Below are 19,768 nucleotides of genomic sequence, written 5' to 3'. Positions count from 1 at the left end.
GCCTCGAACGATGAAACTTCGACTCCAAGCTTTAGTAGTATAAGAAAATTGAATATCAGGAAGAAATCACAGTCTGGGGCCAAATGGTTGAGATGACAAGAACTGTAGAGACTTATCTCAAAACTCGTGGAATTAGCCAACAATCTGTAACTAGCTTTGAGTTTCTCCAATCTTGCTCAGATTTTCACATAAATCCGAATTTTCCTCAAAAAATTGTTGATTATCTGAGCAAAGAAAGTTCTCAAATTCCTGCGGAAATCACTCTGTTGGCTACTTCCGATATCATTGAATCAATTTTTGGTAAATATAAACAATTTTCTTCTAGATGTCCTATTAAACAAATAGGTCAAACAGTCTTAAGTATTTCACTATGTACTATGAATCTAACAACTTCTGTAGTTAAGCAAGCACTAGAAACTGTTCGATACCTTGATCTGAAAGCATGGTCATCCCAAGTTTTTGGTCAGTCCATGCTATCGCAAAGAAGAACTGTGTTTTCAGGCTGGGATGATGACACAAAAATTGCATGAATTTTTTTTAGCGCATTTTCTACAAAGTCAACACCCTACTAACGCACCATCTCAGATTTTAGGTGCATTAGGACTAATGTCCATAACGCACCCTACCAGATTCAAGCCAATGTGGATGAATGAGGTTTTCCGACTTGTGTGTACACAGTAAGTCTTTAGACCGGAGAGTGTCAACCCCACAATCTCCTACCTACTTTCCCATTTAATCTTTCGTGAGTATCTTCCAATAAAGCTGGAATATCTAACTTTTCTGGACACCGAGGCAAACAGTCACCGCATTCTGTACACCGGTTGCCTTTCATTCCAGGGAACCAGTGACCGGCATTTTCCAACATTCCGTAACGATATTGTCCATAATCTTTCATGTCGTATGCGACTGCGAGATTACGTAACCGCAATACCTCTGGAATATTGATATTTTCTGGACAGGGCAAACAAGCATAACACTGGCTACACTTATCAGTTTCCAAAGCAACTTTTTGGTGATTTTCTAATTGCTGGAAAGCGGAAATTTCTGCTGATGTTAACTCTCCATCATGGTCAGCGACTCGCAAAGGTTCCCTTAATTCATCTGGGTTTGCTGGCCCTATACTCAAAGTAGTAATACGGTTGTCAGCAAGTAAAAATCGATAACTCAATTCTAAGGGTGAATACGGCTGAGACAGGTCTTTTAAGGTTTGGGGTGGCGTGTAGAGGCGTCCTCCCTTATCAGCAGGGGAAATAATAAAAATACCCATGTCCTTTTGGGCAGCTAGCTGAATTGCTGGTGCGTGCCGTTGGAAAAAATAGTAATAATGCAGATTGACAAATTCAAAAAAATCTGTATTGATTGCAGCCTGAATTACCTCTAATGGCCCGTGGGTGGAAAAACCAACGTGTCGCACTCGACCATCAGCAACAGCTTCCTCCACAGCTTGCATACAGCCATTTTTGGCTTGCACCCATTCCAAATGTTGCCAAGTGTTCAAACCATGAACACCTAAGCAATCTAAATAATCTAGTTGTAATCGTTCTAGGGATTCGTCGATGCACCGACGCATGGTGTCAGCATCTGCTGTGGCTGAGATTTTGGTAGTGACATAAAGCTTCGTTCGGGGTAATGACAACCCAGCTTTTAGCGCCCTACCAAGATACTCCTCACTTTTGCCGTAACCTCTGGCAGTTTCTAGATGATTAATTCCTAGCGCTAAGGCTTGTTCGATGGTCTGATGAGCATTTTCAAAAGAAGCCAAGTAGCGCATTGTTCCCAGAGAAAAAACCGAGAGGCGCAGATTCGTTTTCCCAAAGCGTCGGTATTGCATCTTTAACAAAGTTAGGAGTCATTCAATTTTAGATTTTAGATTTTAGATTTTAGATTTTAGATTTTTCCTTCAATCCCTTCTCCCAAGGGGAGACGCTGCGCGAACGGGTTCAGCAGTCACTCATGGGGGAAACCCCCATCGCCCTTGGCGTCTCCCCTTGGGAGAAGACCGTGCTGCTTCACCAAAATCCAAAATTCAAAATCTAAAATTGCCTAGCTATCGCCATTACCAAAGCGCTTGATCAAATCTTCAGGACGGAGATTGGAAATAAATTCACGGAAGGCTTGCTGTTCGGCTTCATCTGCATCGCGATCAACAGGGATAGAAGCATCGGCAATAACTTCTTCCATTACCCAGATGGGGGTATTTGTACGGAGGGCAATGGCGATCGCATCGCTAGGACGCGCGTCAATTTCTTTTTTGACCTCGCCTTGCTGGACAATTAAAGCTGCATAAAATGTATCCTTTTGCAGGGAATGAATAATTACCTTTTCTAGAGTCATGTTCCAAGTCTCTAGAATATTCACAATCAGGTCGTGAGTTAAGGGTCTGGGAGGCTTCTGATTATCCAGTGCGCCCATAATTGCCCTAGCCTGTTCCTGACCGATGTAAATTGGCAAAGCCCGCCGATCTGAAGAATCTTTCAAAAGTACGATCGGGCTGCGAGTTATGGCATCTAATGCTATGCCAGCGACTTTCATTTCAATCATTGGCTAAGCCTCTACAATCCTTTGAGAGCCTTGGATGCTGTGTAACAAATAGTACCCTTTTTGGGGCGGTTTGGGAACAGTAATAAACATAAGCATTTGTTCTCTATAATTGCTTCTATTAAACTCCGAACTTGTGGTGAAAACCAGAGTAAGTCAAATTGGTCTTCTTAGACAATAACCTTCTTACCCAAGTATGCCTTGTGAAGGATGCTAATGTGTTAATATTCCTATACGAAAAAAAGTCAGAAAATATACTTGGATATTCGAGATTTCTGTGAGAATTACCAATTGATTTCAGCCAAAATTAGGCAATAAATAGAGTTAGTTTGACAAAAAAGCCGTGTTTACAGGATTAATCCAGGCATTAGGAACGATGGAACCCTTGGGGGGCGATTCTTGGCAAATTACTTGTGTAAGCCAGTCGGGTGAAGTAATCATGCAAGATTTGGCTTATGGTGACAGTGTTGCTGTAGATGGTGTTTGCCTGACAGTGGAAAAAGTTTTAAAAGATGGGTTTATTGCCACTGCTTCACCAGAAACGCTACGCCGCACGACGTTGGGAGGTGAGCAAACGCAACAGAGATATGTCAATTTAGAAGCGTCGCTCAGGGTGGGCAGCAAAGTTGGCGGTCATTTTGTGATGGGTCATGTAGACGGCATCGGTCGATTGCTAGTGGCAGAACAAACGGCTAGTTCTTGGGAAATGACCTTTATTGCATCCGAGGCGATCGCACGGTACATTGTCCCTAAAGGTAGTATAGCGGTGAATGGCATCAGCCTCACAGTCGCCGCATATGAGCCAGAACTCTCCCAATTCAAAGTGGCGGTAATTCCCCTCACATACACCGAGACAAATCTTCGCTATTTGGTTTCTGGGAGTTTAGTGAATCTAGAAGGGGATATTCTCGGCAAATACGTGGAAAAATTCCTTTACTCTGGCAACCCACACACCAGAGCCAGTGATGAAACTAGTATAGATGGCATTACCCCCGCATTCTTAGCAGAACACGGGTATCTCTGAATTTTAGATTTTAGATTTTGGATTTTAGATTAATTTAAAATCTAAAATCCAAAATTTTGAATCTAGCTGCCTGGTTGTTGGCTTACCTGAGCAGTTTGTAAGCCTCGCACTAACTGGCTGAGGGCACCTTGTAATTCCACGCCTGGGTCAGTAGCAACCCACCCATCTTGTGTTAGGTGGCGAACTTCAAAGTGCAGGTGAGGGCCTGTGGAGTTGCCGGTGCTGCCAACTAGCCCGATGACAGTTCCAGGTTGTACCCACTGACCAGGTTGAACAAGGATTTCTGACATGTGACCGTAGAGAGTTTGTTCGGCGGATTTGTGATTTAGGATAACGGTTAAACCATAACCACCCACCCAGTTAGCAGTTTCCACTTGACCAGCAGCAGCTGCCAAAACTGGTGTTCCCGTAGGCGCACCCAAGTCTGTACCAGCATGGAAGCGGCGATCGCCTGTGATTGGATGAATTCGCCAACCAAACAACGAGGTAATGGGAGCGGGAATAGATAGTGGATACATCAGTCCTGTACCACTATAGGCGACTCTCCCCGTGTAGGGGATTTGCGGCAATACTGATGCCAGTGAGAAGTCGTAAGCTACAGTGCTAGGGCGGGGTGCAATGTTGCCATCTGCCATTGGTGGAGGTAAAGTCCCACCACTGGGCGCGATCGGAGTTGCACTCACTGTTGTGGGGCTGAACTCGCCGGGATTCGGGATAAACCGATTCGGGCGAAATGCGCTCTTGGTGACACCACTAGAACCACTTTCAGTAGGACGCCATCTGCTGGTATTGCCAGTAGTTGCAATCTGCCGCACGGGTGGAACTACTGCTAATTGTGCATTTTGACTTCTTCTGAGCCAATTAGGTACTGATTTACCATTAGAATCAGCTACATTCCTTTGGGGTACTTTGGCGCAAACGCCGCCTAATAGACTTTGCCCTGACGGCAAGATGGCTCGACAACCACTGGAACGGTCTGTGAGAATTACGGAATTTGGTGCTTGATAAGTAGCTGTGGCACCACTGTCATAACTATTAGGGTCAATATAGGCGTTATTATAATCCTTGGTTTTCTCCGCCGTTGCACTGACAGTGCTATTCGAGTTATTTGATGGTTGAGCAACTTCTGGAAGTTTTTCAGGTAAAGAGCGGGCAGGGGTATTGGGTTTTTCCTGTCTCACCCTTACAGGAGTAACCTGGGAGGCTTCTACCTTGGGCTTTGACTGTCTGATAATCACAACAGGTTGAGCAGCTTCGATTTTGGGTGTAGACTGCCTAACTGGCTCTTTTGATTGAGCAACCTCTGGCTTGCCTAATCTCTGTCTGAGTCTGGCTCGCCGTTGGGAAAATTCTGGTGGCGCTGACGCTGTTTCCGGTGCAACAGCCTGTTTTTTTACTAGATTTGTAACTGCTGTTGGCTGGGAACTTTCAACAGTGGGAACGATATTGTCTATTTGTGTTTCCGTTTGGGCAAACACAAAGCCGCCGCTGAGGAGGCTGATGCTACTCAGCCAACAGAGGCTCTGAGCTGGTAACGTCGAGGCAAAGCGTTTTTTCGTCAGACCTCGCTGCCATAAGTAATGCAAACCATGATGGGCAGAATTATTGCGCTGCGTCATTTGTTCTCTCAGTTGTGTGTAATTAGCCTAAAGAGATGATGCTAGTGGTTTGTCTTGCCCAAAGAGCGAAATTTTGAACAAACCTCAAATTTAAATGGAAGATTTATGGTACCCCAAACTGATTGTACCGGGTTCAATATAAATTTCCGGTGTAATTAGTTCCTTTGTATCATCTATTTCTAAATCAACTCGTAAATTTCCTTGAAGAGTCACCCCAACTACAGTACCTGAAAGATTATTGACGTACACGCGAGCGCCCATATTTGTCAGCAAGTCTAGATAGCGAGACAAGAGTATGCTTACTCCTTCTTGCCAAAGGCACTCCATACCGGATTCTATTCCCAGCAAGACTGTAGAGGTTAGCATTTCCAGACAAGAAATTGGTCGGAAATCTTGGGAAGCTTGCCACGATTCCAGATTGATTCCAGTTTCTGGTACTGGGTTTGTCCAGTTAATACCAACACCAATTACTGCTTGGGTGATTTGTCCTTTGTTTACTTTGGTTTCTGTCAAAATGCCGCCTAGTTTGCGACCATTTAAAACTAAATCATTGGGCCATTTTATCCCAACATCTATACCGCACTGGCGTAATTGAGACGCAATTCCCCAAGCAGTAGCGAAAGTTAGCTGGTAGCTGTCAGTAGCCTCTATTTTGTGGTCAAAAGAAATCGCCACGGAAAGATATAATCCTCCAACCGGAGAAATCCACTGGCGTCCCCATTGTCCCCGCCCAGCAGATTGCACAGTTGCGATTACTACTGTTCCTGAAATAGCCCCTTGGTTGAGTAAGTTCCAGAGGGTTTGGTTAGTTGAGGAGACACTTTCAAAAAAGTGGAGGGAAAATGGTAAATATGTATACTTACGCCCTGCTTTCAAGGCTGCTTCCAAGTTTTGCAGATTAAATCCCACAGCAGTTAACCCAAATTCCGTTGTTCAAGTTAGCATTGATTGGCTGATGAGTGATTTCTGTTTAGGTTTGGTTGAAGATGCACACTTGGCACTGGCGCAATTGGGAAGGACTGCCCTATCTAACTTGTAGTATTCTGGAACGTTGGCATCACGGCTTCTTTACCCAGCAGTTTTGGCCGCGATCGCCACAAGTTCTCACAGAATTATTGCAACCAGAGGCATCAGTCTATCGCTTAAAGCAGGTTCATGGCAATACTGTTCTCACCCCTCAAGAAATTGACAGCCTCTTAAGCACTCTTGGGGATGATTTAGCCTCAGCAGATGGTTTAATTAGCGAACAGCCTCTACAAGCTGTTTGGGTAGCTAGTGCAGATTGTACACCCGTGTTGATTGGGGATGTGAAAACTGGACGGGTGGCAGCATTACACGCAGGCTGGCGGGGGACTGCTAAGAAGATTGTCCCCTTAGCGATCGCTCGACTACAATCTCAAGGCAGTAAACTCGATGATTTACGCATTGCGATGGGCCCAGCGATCGCTGGTGAAGTTTACCAAGTCTCTATCGAAGTTGCGGCTGAAATTGGGGCTAGCATTATACCATATAACGACGAACAAAAAATTATAACTGCATTATATGAGCTACCAAATTCACCTTTGCTAGAAGACCCAAATCCAGGAAAGGTACGGCTGGATGTCCGGCGAGTGAATACCTTACAAGTGGAAAATATGGGGATTAGTGCAGAACAAATTGCGATCGCACCTTATTGTACTTTCCAAACTCCAGAGCATTTCTTTTCTTACCGCCGGGAAAAAGAGAAAAAAGTACAGTGGTCAGGGATTGTTAGCGGCAAAACGAGTTCCTAGCATTAAAATGTGTTTTAGCTGATAAAGCGATCGCTTTATCAGCTTGGATTCAATATTATTCAATATATAAATTTGCCATGTTGTGGATCAAAAATACGACATTTTAACTGATGACAGAGATTCTGAATAATTCTCAAATCGCACTTGCCAACATGGGGTGAGAGATAAATCACTTTTACGGGTTCATCACCTAAACACACTCTCCATACAGAAGAATCACTAGGATTTTCTCTACTGCATCCTGGTAAGTAATAACAATCGGCATCGAATCTAATGTCAGGATAAAGTTCATAAATTACAGAAATTATTTCTGTGCTAGTACCAATTTCTAAAATATTCTCTTCATTGATATGGTTTATTGAGATCAGGTCAGGTGATATTCGCATTAGCCACAAACTGAGACTCATAACCTGCCGCAGGTTCCTGTGTCGTTGAGTCGGAATATGGTAAGTTTTACTTCGTTAGTATTGCCATAAGCATCATGGATTTTTTGCGTTATCCCTAAGAATGTTGGGTCAATGAGGTACTGTTCTGTTTCAGGATCGATGGCAATATGCCAGTTGTAATGCGTTTCGATCAGAGTTGGACGTAAGCGCTCGAAAACAGCACGACACTTTATAGCAAAAGCATCACGTTGTTCCTGACAGTGGGGTACTTCTTCAGGTGCTAAGGTTGATGCTTGTATAATGCGGGTGCGTCGTGGGTGCGATACCTGTGTCATATAAAATGTACGCGCTTGTGTGATTTTATTATGGCGTGATTTCGAGCGCTGACCACAGACTATCTAGATTTAGGTTTTCTTCCTCTACTCAAACCACTAGCCCTGTTATTCACGCCCAGTTACTTATGACTCTTGATGTTCTAATTTGACACCCGATTCAAAGGTTCAAATTTTATAACCTGTTTTTGACGCAGGGAACTAATTGCTAAGACTAAAATACTTACGGTGATTGCTAAAATGGCATAACTCGGTAGGGCGAAGATAGTTACTTTCATAATGTAGGGCAATTCCCCTGCTTTTACGTTCCAGTGGTTTGCTAGAGAGCCGATAAGCCAATCATGAATAACTGCTGTTTGCACTGCAAGAGAGCAAACTCCTACTAACCAAACAGACATCCTTTTCCTAGAAAATGTACAATTCCTAATCTGATACAGCAAATCATTTAGCAAAAAAACAACAGCAGGTATTAACATCACAGAACTAGTTTGCTGTGAATAGTTGATGGCAATACTCAAGCAAGAAACTAGCACCATTTCTGCTAAGTAGATTTTTTTTGACCAGGCTGTGAGAGATTGTTGTAGATACCAATACCAACCCACCAATCCAACAAGTATCAGAACAATTAAGTCTGACAAAAGCTTGGCAACGAATGGGTTCTTGGGAAATAATCTTGGGCCCACAACCATCAAATCGAGGCGAGTGATCGAAATATAGGGGCTAACTGATGGATCATTGAGCCAGAGTGAAAATCCCCGATCTGCATCCGACAGGAATTGTGTCAAAGAATTGCCCGTCAAGGCTAGACCTAAAAATACTAGAGAAGTTACTGTGACAACAGATACAAAAACTAGAGAAAACCGTCTTTTAAGTAGAAAATACAGAACGAATAATGCAGCTAATGTTGGTTTACAAAGGGCAAGCCCCAAGCAAACTCCTGCTGGAATATCCTGATGTTTTCTAGCCAAGATAAACATCCATAAGATCAGAACTGCAATGAAAATGGCAACATTACCAACTTGAAGATCGCGAACTAAGCCATAAATCAAGGCAACCGAGATTGTGCAAATAGTTCTCAGAGCTAGTGACTTCGACTCCAGCAGGATATTCGCTCCCCATAAGGCCAAAGCGATTGCTAATATATGCATTCCAATCCAGATTGTAAATGCAGTATTGATCGAAAAATAACCAAGAAACCAGATGAGAGGAATAATATTAGGTGGATAGACAAAGGGTGGAATAAATCCACATACCTTAGTTAGGGTACAGAAACTTTGGTTAAAAATCTCGACATGAAAGGGACTCAAATGCTGATGAGCCAATTTACTCGCCACATAATACCACTGAAAATCCCATAAGGGTGGATTGGGTTGATTTAGTAAATAAATTAGCCAACCTGTATAACAGAGTAATCTTGTAACGACTAATACAACACCTGCTTGGACGAGAAAGTTAACAATTGGTTGACGAAAAAATTTTATCAACTGTTGGATCACAGAAGATTTTAAGAATAAAGAATTTTTCCAGTCTGCCTTCTCATCATCTAATCGCCAATTATTTTTGAGAACTAAAGCAACTACTATTACTATAATTAGGTTCCAAAAGCCAAAGCTTATCATCGGAATGATCCCAATAATTCTTTCTGCATTTGATAAATAATATCGCTGAAGTCAATCTTTATAATATAGGAATCGGGTTTGATTCCTGAATTTACTTGCGTGGGCAGGGAACAGGGAACAGGAAAGAAGGGATAGAGCGGTACTGAGTCTTGTTCAAAATATGATCAGGGATTTCCAAGACATAAATTATCCAAATAAACGTAGACGCGGAGCGGCTTGCCGCAGGCTACCACTCCAGATGCAGAGAACACACAGAGAGGAGAAGTAGAGAGGATTTTTGCCTCGTTTTGGGATATTTTTTTATTTGGAAGTCCCTAAAAGAAGTTTTGTATTTTCTTCGCTCTACATTTTTTGGTCTGAATTATTACATAAAGCTTGGCTCAATAACTCGCGGTGCATTAATGCCCTATCTACTAAAGATTGTATTTGCTCAGGTGCTAACGGATCACCGTTAGCGTAATGCTCCATCCAAGTCAGACCAATCAAATTGGGGTCATCTGGTAAACTCGCTAAATCCCATCCAGGCATTTCCAAGTCTTCCATGAGACGATTTACTTTGGGGTCATAACTAAGAGCAAAGCAGCGACAGCCTTCAGCAGCAGCCATAATCAAGCTGTGCAGACGCATCCCAATTGCCATTTCAACGCCGCGAAATACACCTTTCAAAAGTTGCGGATCTTCTAGACACAAAATCTTGCTGACATCTTGAAGTTGGGGTTGAATAGCTTCGGCAATACTTAAATCTTCACTTTTTTGAAATGGCAGTAATAAAATAAAAGCCTGCGTAGCTTTTTGAAAGTCAACCAAAGCACGAGTCAAGTTTGCTAGACGTGTTTGTGTAAGTTGGGGATGCGATCGCAACGTTACCGCAACTCTCGGCGCAGGTAAATCCCAAAGTCCCGGTACTGGTTTCGACTCCAACGCCCAAACCGGGTCAGGAGCTATGATACAAGGAATTTGCCAGTCAGATAATAAAGCAGCACTGGCGCGATCGCGGACACTGATTTTAGTACAATTACCAAAGGTTTGCCGTGCCAGCCAGCGAGTTTGCGGACGCACTAACGGGCCAATACCCTGCGCCCAAGCAATGGTTTTCAAGCCCATTTTCTGCGCCAATGCCATCAGTCCCCCATAATAAAATGGGCTGATAGTACTGGTAACATCTTGAATGAGACTGCCGCCGCCCCAAATGAAGGCATCACTTGAGCGTAAAGCTTGCAGCACAGGTAAGGGAGCCATGCGATCGTAGGTTTCTACATTGTAGCGATCGCGCGTTTCCTCTGGATTACCAGAAAGTACCACAGGCGTTACGTGAGATGGTAACATTTGCAAAAGCGTTGCCAATAAAGCTTCGTCACCACCATTACCTTTACCGTAATACCCAGACAATAATGCCCGCATCTTGACCATTTTAGATTTTGGATTTTGGATTTTGGATTTTGGATTAATAGCTATTGTTAAATGAATCTCTGTCCCCGATACAGATGGTAAACTCATTCCCAAGTTCTACTTTGAATAGTGTAGAAGATAGTTAGAACCCCCTCTGAACTCGGAAGTTGAGCCTCTGAACTCGGAAGTTGAACCTCTGAACTCGGACGTTGAACCTCTGAACTCGGAAGTTGCACCTTTAAACTCGGACGTTGAACCTCTGAACTCGGAAGTTTTAAAATTCTAAAAGAACAAGTAAAGATTTTGTTTAAACAAATAAAAATTTCAAGCTAGATATCACCTTGACACTCCTAACTCCTGTACAGACGCGATTAATCGCGTCTCTTTCTTATGAACGCCCTATCAATTCCCACCTGGATTATTCATATTTCTAGCGTTATTGAGTGGATTGTCGCCATTTGGTTAATCTGGACTTACGGCGAACTCACTAATAACCGCAATTGGTGGGGATTATCCCTTGCCATGTTACCAGCTTTGGTCAGCGCCATGTGTGCTTGTACCTGGCATTATTTCGAGAACGCCGAATCTCTGGAATGGCTGGTAACGCTTCAAGCTACTATGACCTTAGTTGGTAATTTTACGCTTTGGGTAGCAGCGTTTTTGATTTGGCGTTCTACCAAATCTCCTAAGACTGTTGAACCAAAACCTATCAAATTAGAGCAATGATTTCTAAAGAAACCCTGTTTGCACTTTCACTGTTTCCCTATTTGGGTTTCTTGTGGTTTATCAGCCGCAGTCCGCAAATGCCGCGTTTAGCGCTGTATGGATTTTACGGCACTCTTGTCTTTGTTGCCGTCACCATCCCAGCCGGAATTTACGCCCAATTGCATTATGGCGAGTCTTTGGCCAATGTCGATTGGTTGCACGGTGGTGCAGAACTATTTTTGACCCTTTCTAATATCTTGCTTGTGCTGGGTTTTGGGCAAGCTGTAAGGCAATTAAAAATAACAAATGAAAAATAGACCTCTTGCATAAATCAAAAATAAGAACCCCACCCCGCCAAAGCTACGCTTTGTCTCCCCTCCCCGCAAGCGGGGAGGGGTTGGGGGTGGGGTGTTAGGGACTTTTGCAACAGGTCTAATAGAAAAATAGTAAATTCAGCTATAGCTAGTGTTTGATTCTATTGAGTTATAAGGAAAAAATAAATGGATGTAATTCCAGCGATTGATTTACTAGAAGGTCACTGTGTACGACTGTATCAAGGAGACTACGATCGCTCACAAGTTTTTAGCGAAAATCCGGCTGATGTTGCCAAACAGTGGGTAGATCAAGGTGCTACGAGATTGCATATAGTTGATTTAGATGGTGCTAAAGCAGGTAAAGTAGTAAACCTGGGGGCAATTGAAGCGATCGCTCATGCGGTGTCAGTGCCGATTGAAATTGGTGGAGGATTGCGCGATCGCACCAGCGTACAACAATTATTCAATCTAGGCGTACAGTGGGCAATTCTCGGAACTATCGCCGTAGAACAACCCCAGCTAGTGCAAGAATTGTGTGCAGAATTTCCCGAACAAATTATCATCGGGATTGATGCCCGTGACGGACGCGTAGCAACTCGCGGTTGGTTAGAAACCTCAGAAGTTTTAGCAACCCAACTGGCTGTACAAATGCAAGAATTGGGTGCAGCCGCGATAATTTACACAGATATCCACCGTGATGGGACACTTACAGGCCCCAATTTAGAAGCTTTGCGAGAACTGGCAGCGGCAATTTCCATCCCGATAATTGCCTCTGGCGGGGTAAGTTCTCTCACCGATTTGTTGAGTTTATTGGCGTTAGAACCTCAAGGCGTGACTGGTGTGATTGTCGGACGTGCTTTGTATACTGGGGATATTTTACTCAAAGAAGCATTACGAGCGATCGGGCCTGGGCGGATTCAGGATATTCCACCAAATCTAGGTTTTTCTACCTTTGCTTGACATTTTCTGCCTTTGGTGACAACTCCACACACTGACTCGGAGTAGCGAGTACAGTGTGGGATTCTTAACCAGTCCGGCTATTTGTTTTAGCTAAACAGTGAACGGTACGGAGGATGAAATGGTTGTTACACTGCAACTGCGCCAGATCGACGTTCAACCAGGGCAGTGCTTGACATTGCGCGAGATCAGTTGGGCAGAGTTTGAAGCAATTCTAGAGGAACTTGGAGAACATCGCGCTGGACGAGTTGCTTACTATCAAGGGGTATTAGAGATTCGGATGCCTTCACCAGAGCATGAAGTTGACAAAGAATTAATTGGTGACATGGTTAAAATCCTACTTGATGAGTTAGAACTTGACTGGGAATCTTACGGCTCGGCAACATTTAAGCGATGCCTACGGCGGGCTGCGCCTACGCAAATGGCAGCAGGTGTAGAACCGGATACCTGTTTTTATATCCAAAATGCTCGCCAAATGATCGGCAAGCGACGGTTAGATTTGTCAGTTGATCTACCACCAGATTTAGCAATTGAAATCGATGTTACCTCAAAGACTCAGCTTAGTGCTTATGTGGCGTTGGGTGTACCTGAACTTTGGTGTTACGGTGATGGCAACTTGCAAGTATTTGTCTTAAATCAAAAAGAGTATGTTGAAGTGGAAACTAGCCCCACATTTGAGAATTTACCTGTGATTGAGGGAATATTGCAGTTTTTGCAATTTAGCCTGACAGAAGGATCTAGTACAGCGCGACGAGTATTTAGACAGTGGGTGCGTGAAGCATTAGCGCAGTAATATAAAGTTTGGTTAAATAACTGATGAATGTAGGTTAGGTATAACTAAATTTTTGGTAATGAGGATATTTCTGTTGCTAGTAAAACTAAGAAGCGAGTTTTGTCCGATACCTAATTTGTAAACCATTGTTCACATCTGGGTGCAATGCCTTAATCTATAGCTGTAGATATTGCCCTGTTTTTGGGAACCCTAGATAATAAGGTTTCAAAAATTAAGCCCTATGGTCAGCATTCCCGGATATCACGTTAGCGAAGAACTATACAAAGGTTCTCGAACTTTAGTTTATCGGGCTAATCGAGAGACTGACCAAAAATCTGTGGTGATTAAGCTCATGAAAACTGCTTATCCCAGTTTCAGCGAATTGGTACAGTTTCGCAACCAGTTCACGATCGCCAAAAATCTGAATCTACCTGGAATCATCCAAACCTACAGCCTGGAACCGTATCAGAATGGCTATGCGTTAGTGATGGAGGACTTTGGGGGAATTTCCCTCAACCAGTGGCAAGGGAGAGGAGAGAATGGGGGGATGGGGGGAACACCACAAGCTCTGATTGAGTTTTTACAAATAGCGATCGCTCTGTGTAATGCCTTAGATATTCTAATTCGTAATCGCATCATTCATAAAGATATTAAACCCGCCAATATTTTAATTAATCCACAAACTAAAGAAGTTAAGTTAATTGACTTTAGTATTGCATCTCTGTTGCCACGAGAAACTCAAATATTGATGAGTCCTAATGTGCTAGAAGGGACACTCGGCTATTTATCTCCAGAGCAAACTGGACGAATGAATCGGGGAATTGATTACCGGACTGATTTTTATTCTTTGGGTGTAACTTTTTACGAGTTACTAACAGGGGAATTACCATTTCAATCGCACGATGCGATGGAATTGGTACATTGTCATATTGCCAAACTTCCGCCTTTAGTAGATGAGATTAATCCCCAAATTCCGCCTGTACTCTCGTCTATTGTCAGCAAACTGATGGCGAAAAATGCCGAAGACCGCTATCAGAGTGCATTCGGGCTGAAATATGATTTAGAAAATTGTTTGGCTCAACTCAAGGAAACAGGGAAAATTGCAAGTTTCCCAATTGCTCAACGGGATGTGTGCGATCGCTTTATTATCCCAGAAAAACTCTATGGTCGTGAGCATGAAGTTGAAACTCTGCTAGAAGCATTTGATCGCGTTACCAACAATCAGACGGAACTAATGCTGGTGGCTGGTTTTTCTGGGATTGGTAAAACTGCTTTGGTGAACGAGGTTCATAAACCCATTGTCCGGCAAAGGGGCTACTTCATCAAAGGCAAATTTGACCAATTTAATCGTAATATTCCCTTCTTTGCTTTTGTACAAGCGTTTCGAGATTTAATGGGGCAATTGCTGAGTGAATCAGATGAACAATTGTCAACTTGGAAAAATAAAATTTTACAAGTGCTGGGTGATCAGGGGCAAGTCATTCTTGAGGTAATTCCCGAACTAGAACAAATTATTGGTCAACAACCACCTGCAACGGAACTTTCACCCAATGCAGCACAAAATCGCTTTAATTTACTCTTCCAAAAGTTCATTCAGGTATTCACCACAAAAGAACATCCATTAGTAATTTTCCTCGATGATTTGCAGTGGGCTGATTCTACATCACTCAAATTGATGCAGTTGCTGATGAACGAGTCTGGAAGTGGAGCTTTACTTTTAATTGGAGCTTATCGGGATAATGAAGTTTCTGCTGCTCATCCATTGATGTTGACATTAGATGAAATTGCCAAAGCCAATTTTAGCATTAACAAAATTACATTAGCTCCACTGAGTGAAGCAAGTTTAAATCAACTGGTTGCTGATACCCTAAATTGTTCACTAGAAACTACACAAATAATAACACAATTTGTTTATCAGAAAACCAAAGGAAATCCATTTTTTAGTACGCAATTTTTCAAAGCGCTACATCAAGACCAGCTAATTAAATTTGATTTGGATAGCGGAAGTTGGCAGTGTAATATTACTCAGTTGAAGGCGTTAGCCCTCACAGATGATGTGGTTGATTTTATGGTGTTACAGTTGCGTAAATTGCCAGAATTAACGCAGGATGTTTTGAAATTAGCGGCTTGTATTGGTAATCAATTTGATTTGGCGACATTGGCAATTGTTTCAGAAAATTCCGAAACCGAAACAGCAACATACCTCTGGAAAGCATTACAAGAGGGATTAATCTTACCGCAAAGTGAAATTTACAAATTCTATGTCGGGCGTGAAACACAGGATTTAGCACAAAGTTCGCTAACTGTAAATTATAAATTTTTACACGATCGCGTTCAACAAGCGGCTTATGCGTTAATCCCAGAGTCCAAAAAGCAATCCATCCATCTGCAAATTGGCCGACTATTATTAAGCAAAATACCGATTAAAAAGCAGGAAGAGAGAATTTTTGAGATTGTTAATCAGTTGAATATTGGTCTAAAGCTAATCACTCGGCAGTCTGACCGCTATCAATTAGCACAGTTAAATTTGCTGGCTGGACAAAAAGCCAAACTATCTACTGCTTATGCTAATACAATGGAATATATCAGTTGCGGGATTCAGCTATTGAGAACAGATAGTTGGCAACAACAGTATTCACTCACATTAGCCTTGTATGAAGAAGCTGCTTCGGCAGCCTATTTCATGGGTCAATTTGACCAGGTAGAAGAGTTTGTTAAACAAGTGCAACAACATGCTAACGTCTTACTAGATCAGGTGAAATCGATTGAGATCCAAATCCAATCTTATTTAGCTCAGAGTCGTTTTGATGATTCGATTCAGACTGCGATCGCCCTGCTAAATCTCTTAGGTGTCAAACTATCTCATCAAGCAAATAAAACGCAAACATTCCTCAGTTTAGCCCAAACAAAATTGCGACTTTTAGGTAAATCTCCTTTAAATTTAATTGATTTGCCTGACATGACGGGGAACAAACAACTGGCAGCAATCCGAATTCTGGCTAGTACGAATTCAACGGCTTATATTGGTCGTCCAGATTTACTGCCACAAATAATCTTGAGCGAAGTCGATTTATCGATGCAGTACGGCAATGCGGCAGCATCTGCATTTGGCTATGCCTGGTATGGATTGATTGAGTGTGGCATTCTGGGAAATATTCAGACAGGTTATGAATTTGGTCAATTAGCATTACAAGTTCTCGAAAAATTCCATAGCAAGGAATTCAAAGCTAGAACCTTCTTCATTGTTCAAACATTTATTAATCACTGGCATCAACCCCTTAAAGACACAATTGCACCGTTAATCGAAGCCTATCAAGTGGGGTTAGAAACCGGAGATATTGAATATGCTGCTTGGGCTAGCTATAGCTGTAGCTTTCATGGATACTTTATGGGGCAGGAATTGACTGAGTTAGAAAAACAGATGGGTGATTATGCTGAAGTCTACAGCCATTTTAGACAAGAAAAACCTCAGACGTATATTAATTCATTTCGTCAAGCCATCTTGAATTTGTTGGGATCTACTAATCCCAGTTACTTATCAGGTGCTGTTTATGATGCCCAAACTATTCGCCCATTACAAGAGCAAACAGGCGATCGCACTGGATTGAGCTTTAGCTATGCCAATGAACTGATACTTTGCTACTTGTTTGAAAATTATACCAGAGCATCTGAGGCAGCAATTAATGCAATAACCTATTTAGATGGGGTAACATCGGCGGCAGTTGTACCAATAGTTTATTTTTATGAGGCGCTAACCCAACTAATTCTCTATCCAACAGCAACGGCTACCGAGCAAAAACAGATTCTTAAAAAAGTAACATCCCATCAGAAAAAGCTGAAAAAATGGGCGCATCATGCCCCAACGAATCATCAACACAAATTTTATTTAGTCGAAGCAGAACGGCATCGGGTTTTGCTGCAAAAAAACAAAGCAATGGAATTTTACGATCGCGCCATTTCTCTTGCTAAAGAAAATGAATATATCCAAGAAGAAGCCTTGAGCAATGAACTAGCTGCCAAGTTCTACCTCGACTGGGGCAAAGAAAAAATCGCTCAAGCTTACATGCAAGAAGCTTATTACTGCTATGCCCGTTGGGGCGCTAAAGCCAAAATCGAGGACTTAGAAAAACGCTATCCCCAACTTCTGACTCCCATCCTACAAGGGCAACTTAATCAATTTCAACTGAGTTTAACTGTCAATACATTATCATTCCCAAATAAAACCATCCACACAAACCTTTCTAGCAACAATATTTCTAAAGCCCTCGATTTTGCCACCATCTTTAAAGCCTCACAAGCTCTCTCCAGTGAAATTCAATTAGAGCAATTACTCACAACCCTTTTGCAAGTGGTGATCGAAAATGCTGGGGCACAAAAGGCTGCCCTGCTTATACTCCAACAGGGCAACTTAATGGTTAAAGCCGTAGCCAGCATCAATGAAGGAGTCACCTTACTATCTGTACCATTGTCAACCAGCGAAGGCATTCCGATTACACTGGTAAACTCTGTCAAACGCAGCTTAAAAACTGTTGTGTTCGATGATGTAACAGCACAAACTGATTTTATCGCCGACCCATATTTCATGCAGCAACAACCTAAGAGTGTGTTGTGTACGCCGATGTTAAATCAGGGCAAAATCATCGGGCTGCTATATCTAGAAAATCCGCTGACAATTGGTGCATTTACGAGCGATCGCACTGAAGTTATCCAACTGCTATGTACCCAAGCCGCCATCTCTCTAGAAAATGCTCGTCTTTATCAAGAATCTCAAAATTATGGACAACAGTTAGAGCGATCGCTGCAAGAACTTGAGCAAGCCCAACTACAAATGGTGCAAAATGAAAAAATGGCAACCTTGGGCAATTTGGTTGCAGGGGTGGCACATGAAATTAATAATCCCATCGGATTTTTGAAAGGCAGTCTCGACAATGCCGAAGAGTATACTGAAGACTTACTCGCCCATATCCAATGCTACCAACAACATCATCCTACTCCAGCGATCGCAGTCATTAAGCATGGCCAAAAAATTGACCTAGAATTCCTAACTGAAGACTTACCAAAGCTAGTAGGCTCGATGAAGATGGCAAGCGATCGCATTGAAGACATTAGTAACAGCCTCCGCACCTTCTCCAGAGCCGATACAGCCGAAAAAGTTGCTTGTAACCTCCATGAAGGGATTGAGAGTACCCTGTTGATTTTGAAGTATCGCCTCAAAGCTGACGAAAAACGTCCAGCGATCGAAGTCATCACCGAATATGGAAAATTACCGCCTGTAAAGTGCTTTTTAGGACAGCTAAATCAAGTATTTATGAACATCCTCGCTAATGCAATTGATGCCTTCGATACATCCATTCAGGGGCGTTCTTTTGCCCAAGTCAGAGCCGATCATCAGCAAATACTGATTCACACCGAAGTATCCAGTGACCAACACACGGTAACAATTTGCATCAAAGATAACGCTCAGGGGATGCCAGAGGAGATTAGATCGCGGATCTTTGACCACCTGTTTACAACTAAAGAGGTAGGGAAAGGAACGGGATTAGGATTAGCGATCGCTCGTCAAATTGTCGAGGAAACCCACGATGGGCGGTTGAGTTGCAATTCTGTGCTTGGCGAAGGAACAGAATTTGTCATTGAGATTCCAGTCTCTTAATGGCTACTACTCCGATTTAAACAAGTACGGATTTGAGACTTACTCCCCTTCCCTGCAAGGGAAGGGGCTGGGGGTTAGGTCTGTATTCCATGCAATTACAGCAGTTTCCATGTATTTGAACCACACCTGTCGTAGGGCAGCACATCCGTGCTATCCCACCGCCTAGTATATTTACTTAAATCTTCTCTGAGATATTTCAGTAATCGACAATACCCGTAATATAGATTAAATTGTATTAGACTTTAAAATTTAGTATTATGTCTAGTCAAGAACAAAATTCCAACAAAGCATTGAAGCAAACACAGGCTAGCGGAACAAAGAAGAAGAAACTACAACCTCCACAAGACATCAAAAAACCAAACAAAACCGAATAAAAAGCTTTATAGTTCCTTGTAGAGACTTAAATTTAATTAAGTCTCTACAATTCTCATCAAAAATAAATCAGGTAAGAATTCATCACCCAGGAGTCAGAAGTCAGAATTTAGAAGGAATCCAGTATAATTGGTATATTGATTCATCAAATGTTATCCTGATTCTTTAACTATTCTGACTCCTGAATTCTGATATCATGTCCGCCAAATTACCCATAATAAAAGAACCCCACCCCCAACCCCTCCCCGCAGGCGGGGAGACGAAGCGTAGCTTTGGCGGGGGGGGGTTCTTCGAGTTTAATTTTAATAAGTAATCA

At 42.5% G+C, this 19,768-nt stretch carries 16 protein-coding genes; 8 read left to right on the top strand and 8 right to left on the bottom strand.

Annotation, left to right across the window (positions count from 1 at the left end; all coding sequences use genetic code 11):
• Positions 1 to 92: 92 nt before the first annotated feature.
• The gene (locus tag HWQ41_RS04620; RefSeq protein ID WP_292760282.1) at positions 93 to 530 is read left to right on the top strand and encodes a hypothetical protein; all 438 of its coding nucleotides are present in this window, start codon (positions 93 to 95) and stop codon (positions 528 to 530) included.
• 170 nt (positions 531 to 700) lie between these two features.
• On the opposite strand, the gene HWQ41_RS04615 is transcribed toward HWQ41_RS04620, so the two are convergent.
• The gene (locus HWQ41_RS04615) at positions 701 to 1,831 is read right to left on the bottom strand and encodes an aldo/keto reductase (RefSeq protein ID WP_292760281.1); all 1,131 of its coding nucleotides are present in this window, start codon (positions 1,829 to 1,831) and stop codon (positions 701 to 703) included.
• Between the two features lie 212 nt (positions 1,832 to 2,043).
• On the bottom strand, positions 2,044 to 2,541 hold the full coding sequence (locus HWQ41_RS04610; protein WP_292748087.1) for a bifunctional nuclease family protein: 498 nt from the start codon (positions 2,539 to 2,541) through the stop codon (positions 2,044 to 2,046).
• Positions 2,542 to 2,881: 340 nt separating this feature from the next.
• On the opposite strand from HWQ41_RS04610, the gene HWQ41_RS04605 reads away from it, so the two are divergent.
• A complete protein-coding gene (locus HWQ41_RS04605; protein ID WP_292760280.1) occupies positions 2,882 to 3,562 on the top strand; it encodes a riboflavin synthase in 681 nt (226 codons plus the stop codon).
• A gap of 62 nt (positions 3,563 to 3,624) precedes the next feature.
• On the opposite strand, the gene HWQ41_RS04600 is transcribed toward HWQ41_RS04605, so the two are convergent.
• Positions 3,625 to 5,181 carry a M23 family metallopeptidase gene (locus tag HWQ41_RS04600; protein ID WP_292760279.1) on the bottom strand — a complete coding sequence of 519 codons (1,557 nt, stop codon included), beginning with the start codon at positions 5,179 to 5,181 and terminating at the stop codon, positions 3,625 to 3,627.
• Positions 5,182 to 5,271: 90 nt separating this feature from the next.
• Entirely contained in the window at positions 5,272 to 6,090 is an 819-nt protein-coding gene (locus HWQ41_RS04595; RefSeq protein WP_292760277.1) for a biotin--[acetyl-CoA-carboxylase] ligase, read from the bottom strand.
• A 77-nt stretch (positions 6,091 to 6,167) separates the two neighbouring features.
• On the opposite strand from HWQ41_RS04595, the gene pgeF reads away from it, so the two are divergent.
• A complete protein-coding gene (gene pgeF / locus HWQ41_RS04590) occupies positions 6,168 to 6,953 on the top strand; it encodes a peptidoglycan editing factor PgeF (RefSeq protein WP_292760275.1) in 786 nt (261 codons plus the stop codon).
• Between the two features lie 59 nt (positions 6,954 to 7,012).
• Here the strand turns inward: pgeF and HWQ41_RS04585 are convergent, their stop codons facing one another.
• The 4 genes from HWQ41_RS04585 to csaB form a co-directional block, all read right to left on the bottom strand.
• The gene (locus HWQ41_RS04585) at positions 7,013 to 7,360 is read right to left on the bottom strand and encodes a hypothetical protein (RefSeq protein WP_292760273.1); all 348 of its coding nucleotides are present in this window, start codon (positions 7,358 to 7,360) and stop codon (positions 7,013 to 7,015) included.
• Complete coding sequence (locus HWQ41_RS04580) at positions 7,357 to 7,674, bottom strand: hypothetical protein (protein WP_292760271.1); 318 nt, start codon at positions 7,672 to 7,674, stop codon at positions 7,357 to 7,359. The genes HWQ41_RS04585 and HWQ41_RS04580 overlap by 4 nt, the downstream gene beginning before the upstream one ends.
• Positions 7,675 to 7,814: 140 nt before the next feature.
• Complete coding sequence (locus HWQ41_RS04575; RefSeq protein ID WP_292760269.1) at positions 7,815 to 9,290, bottom strand: glycosyltransferase family 87 protein; 1,476 nt, start codon at positions 9,288 to 9,290, stop codon at positions 7,815 to 7,817.
• 342 nt (positions 9,291 to 9,632) lie between these two features.
• Positions 9,633 to 10,691 carry a polysaccharide pyruvyl transferase CsaB gene (gene csaB, locus HWQ41_RS04570; RefSeq protein WP_292760294.1) on the bottom strand — a complete coding sequence of 353 codons (1,059 nt, stop codon included), beginning with the start codon at positions 10,689 to 10,691 and terminating at the stop codon, positions 9,633 to 9,635.
• Positions 10,692 to 11,069: 378 nt separating this feature from the next.
• Here csaB and HWQ41_RS04565 point away from each other — a divergent pair, with 378 nt between their 5' ends.
• The 5 genes from HWQ41_RS04565 (at position 11,070) to HWQ41_RS04545 (ending at position 19,080) form a co-directional block, all read left to right on the top strand.
• Positions 11,070 to 11,405 carry a DUF2499 domain-containing protein gene (locus tag HWQ41_RS04565; RefSeq protein ID WP_292760268.1) on the top strand — a complete coding sequence of 112 codons (336 nt, stop codon included), beginning with the start codon at positions 11,070 to 11,072 and terminating at the stop codon, positions 11,403 to 11,405.
• On the top strand, positions 11,402 to 11,701 hold the full coding sequence (locus tag HWQ41_RS04560; RefSeq protein WP_292760267.1) for a DUF3593 domain-containing protein: 300 nt from the start codon (positions 11,402 to 11,404) through the stop codon (positions 11,699 to 11,701). The genes HWQ41_RS04565 and HWQ41_RS04560 overlap by 4 nt, the downstream gene beginning before the upstream one ends.
• A gap of 183 nt (positions 11,702 to 11,884) precedes the next feature.
• Positions 11,885 to 12,658 (top strand): 1-(5-phosphoribosyl)-5-[(5-phosphoribosylamino)methylideneamino]imidazole-4-carboxamide isomerase, encoded by a 774-nt coding sequence (gene hisA, locus HWQ41_RS04555; RefSeq protein ID WP_292760265.1) that lies wholly within the window; start codon positions 11,885 to 11,887, stop codon positions 12,656 to 12,658.
• A gap of 118 nt (positions 12,659 to 12,776) precedes the next feature.
• Positions 12,777 to 13,448 carry a Uma2 family endonuclease gene (locus tag HWQ41_RS04550; protein WP_292760263.1) on the top strand — a complete coding sequence of 224 codons (672 nt, stop codon included), beginning with the start codon at positions 12,777 to 12,779 and terminating at the stop codon, positions 13,446 to 13,448.
• Positions 13,449 to 13,668: 220 nt separating this feature from the next.
• A complete protein-coding gene (locus HWQ41_RS04545; protein ID WP_292760262.1) occupies positions 13,669 to 19,080 on the top strand; it encodes an ATP-binding sensor histidine kinase in 5,412 nt (1,803 codons plus the stop codon).
• The last annotated feature ends 688 nt before the right edge of the window (positions 19,081 to 19,768 follow it).

The sequence above is a fragment of the Nostoc sp. NOS(2021) genome, assembly GCF_017115025.1.
Classification (GTDB): Bacteria; Cyanobacteriota; Cyanobacteriia; order Cyanobacteriales; family Nostocaceae; genus Nostoc.
Note: the sequence above shows the minus strand (reverse complement) of the source record. Positions and strands in the feature narration are given on the sequence as shown.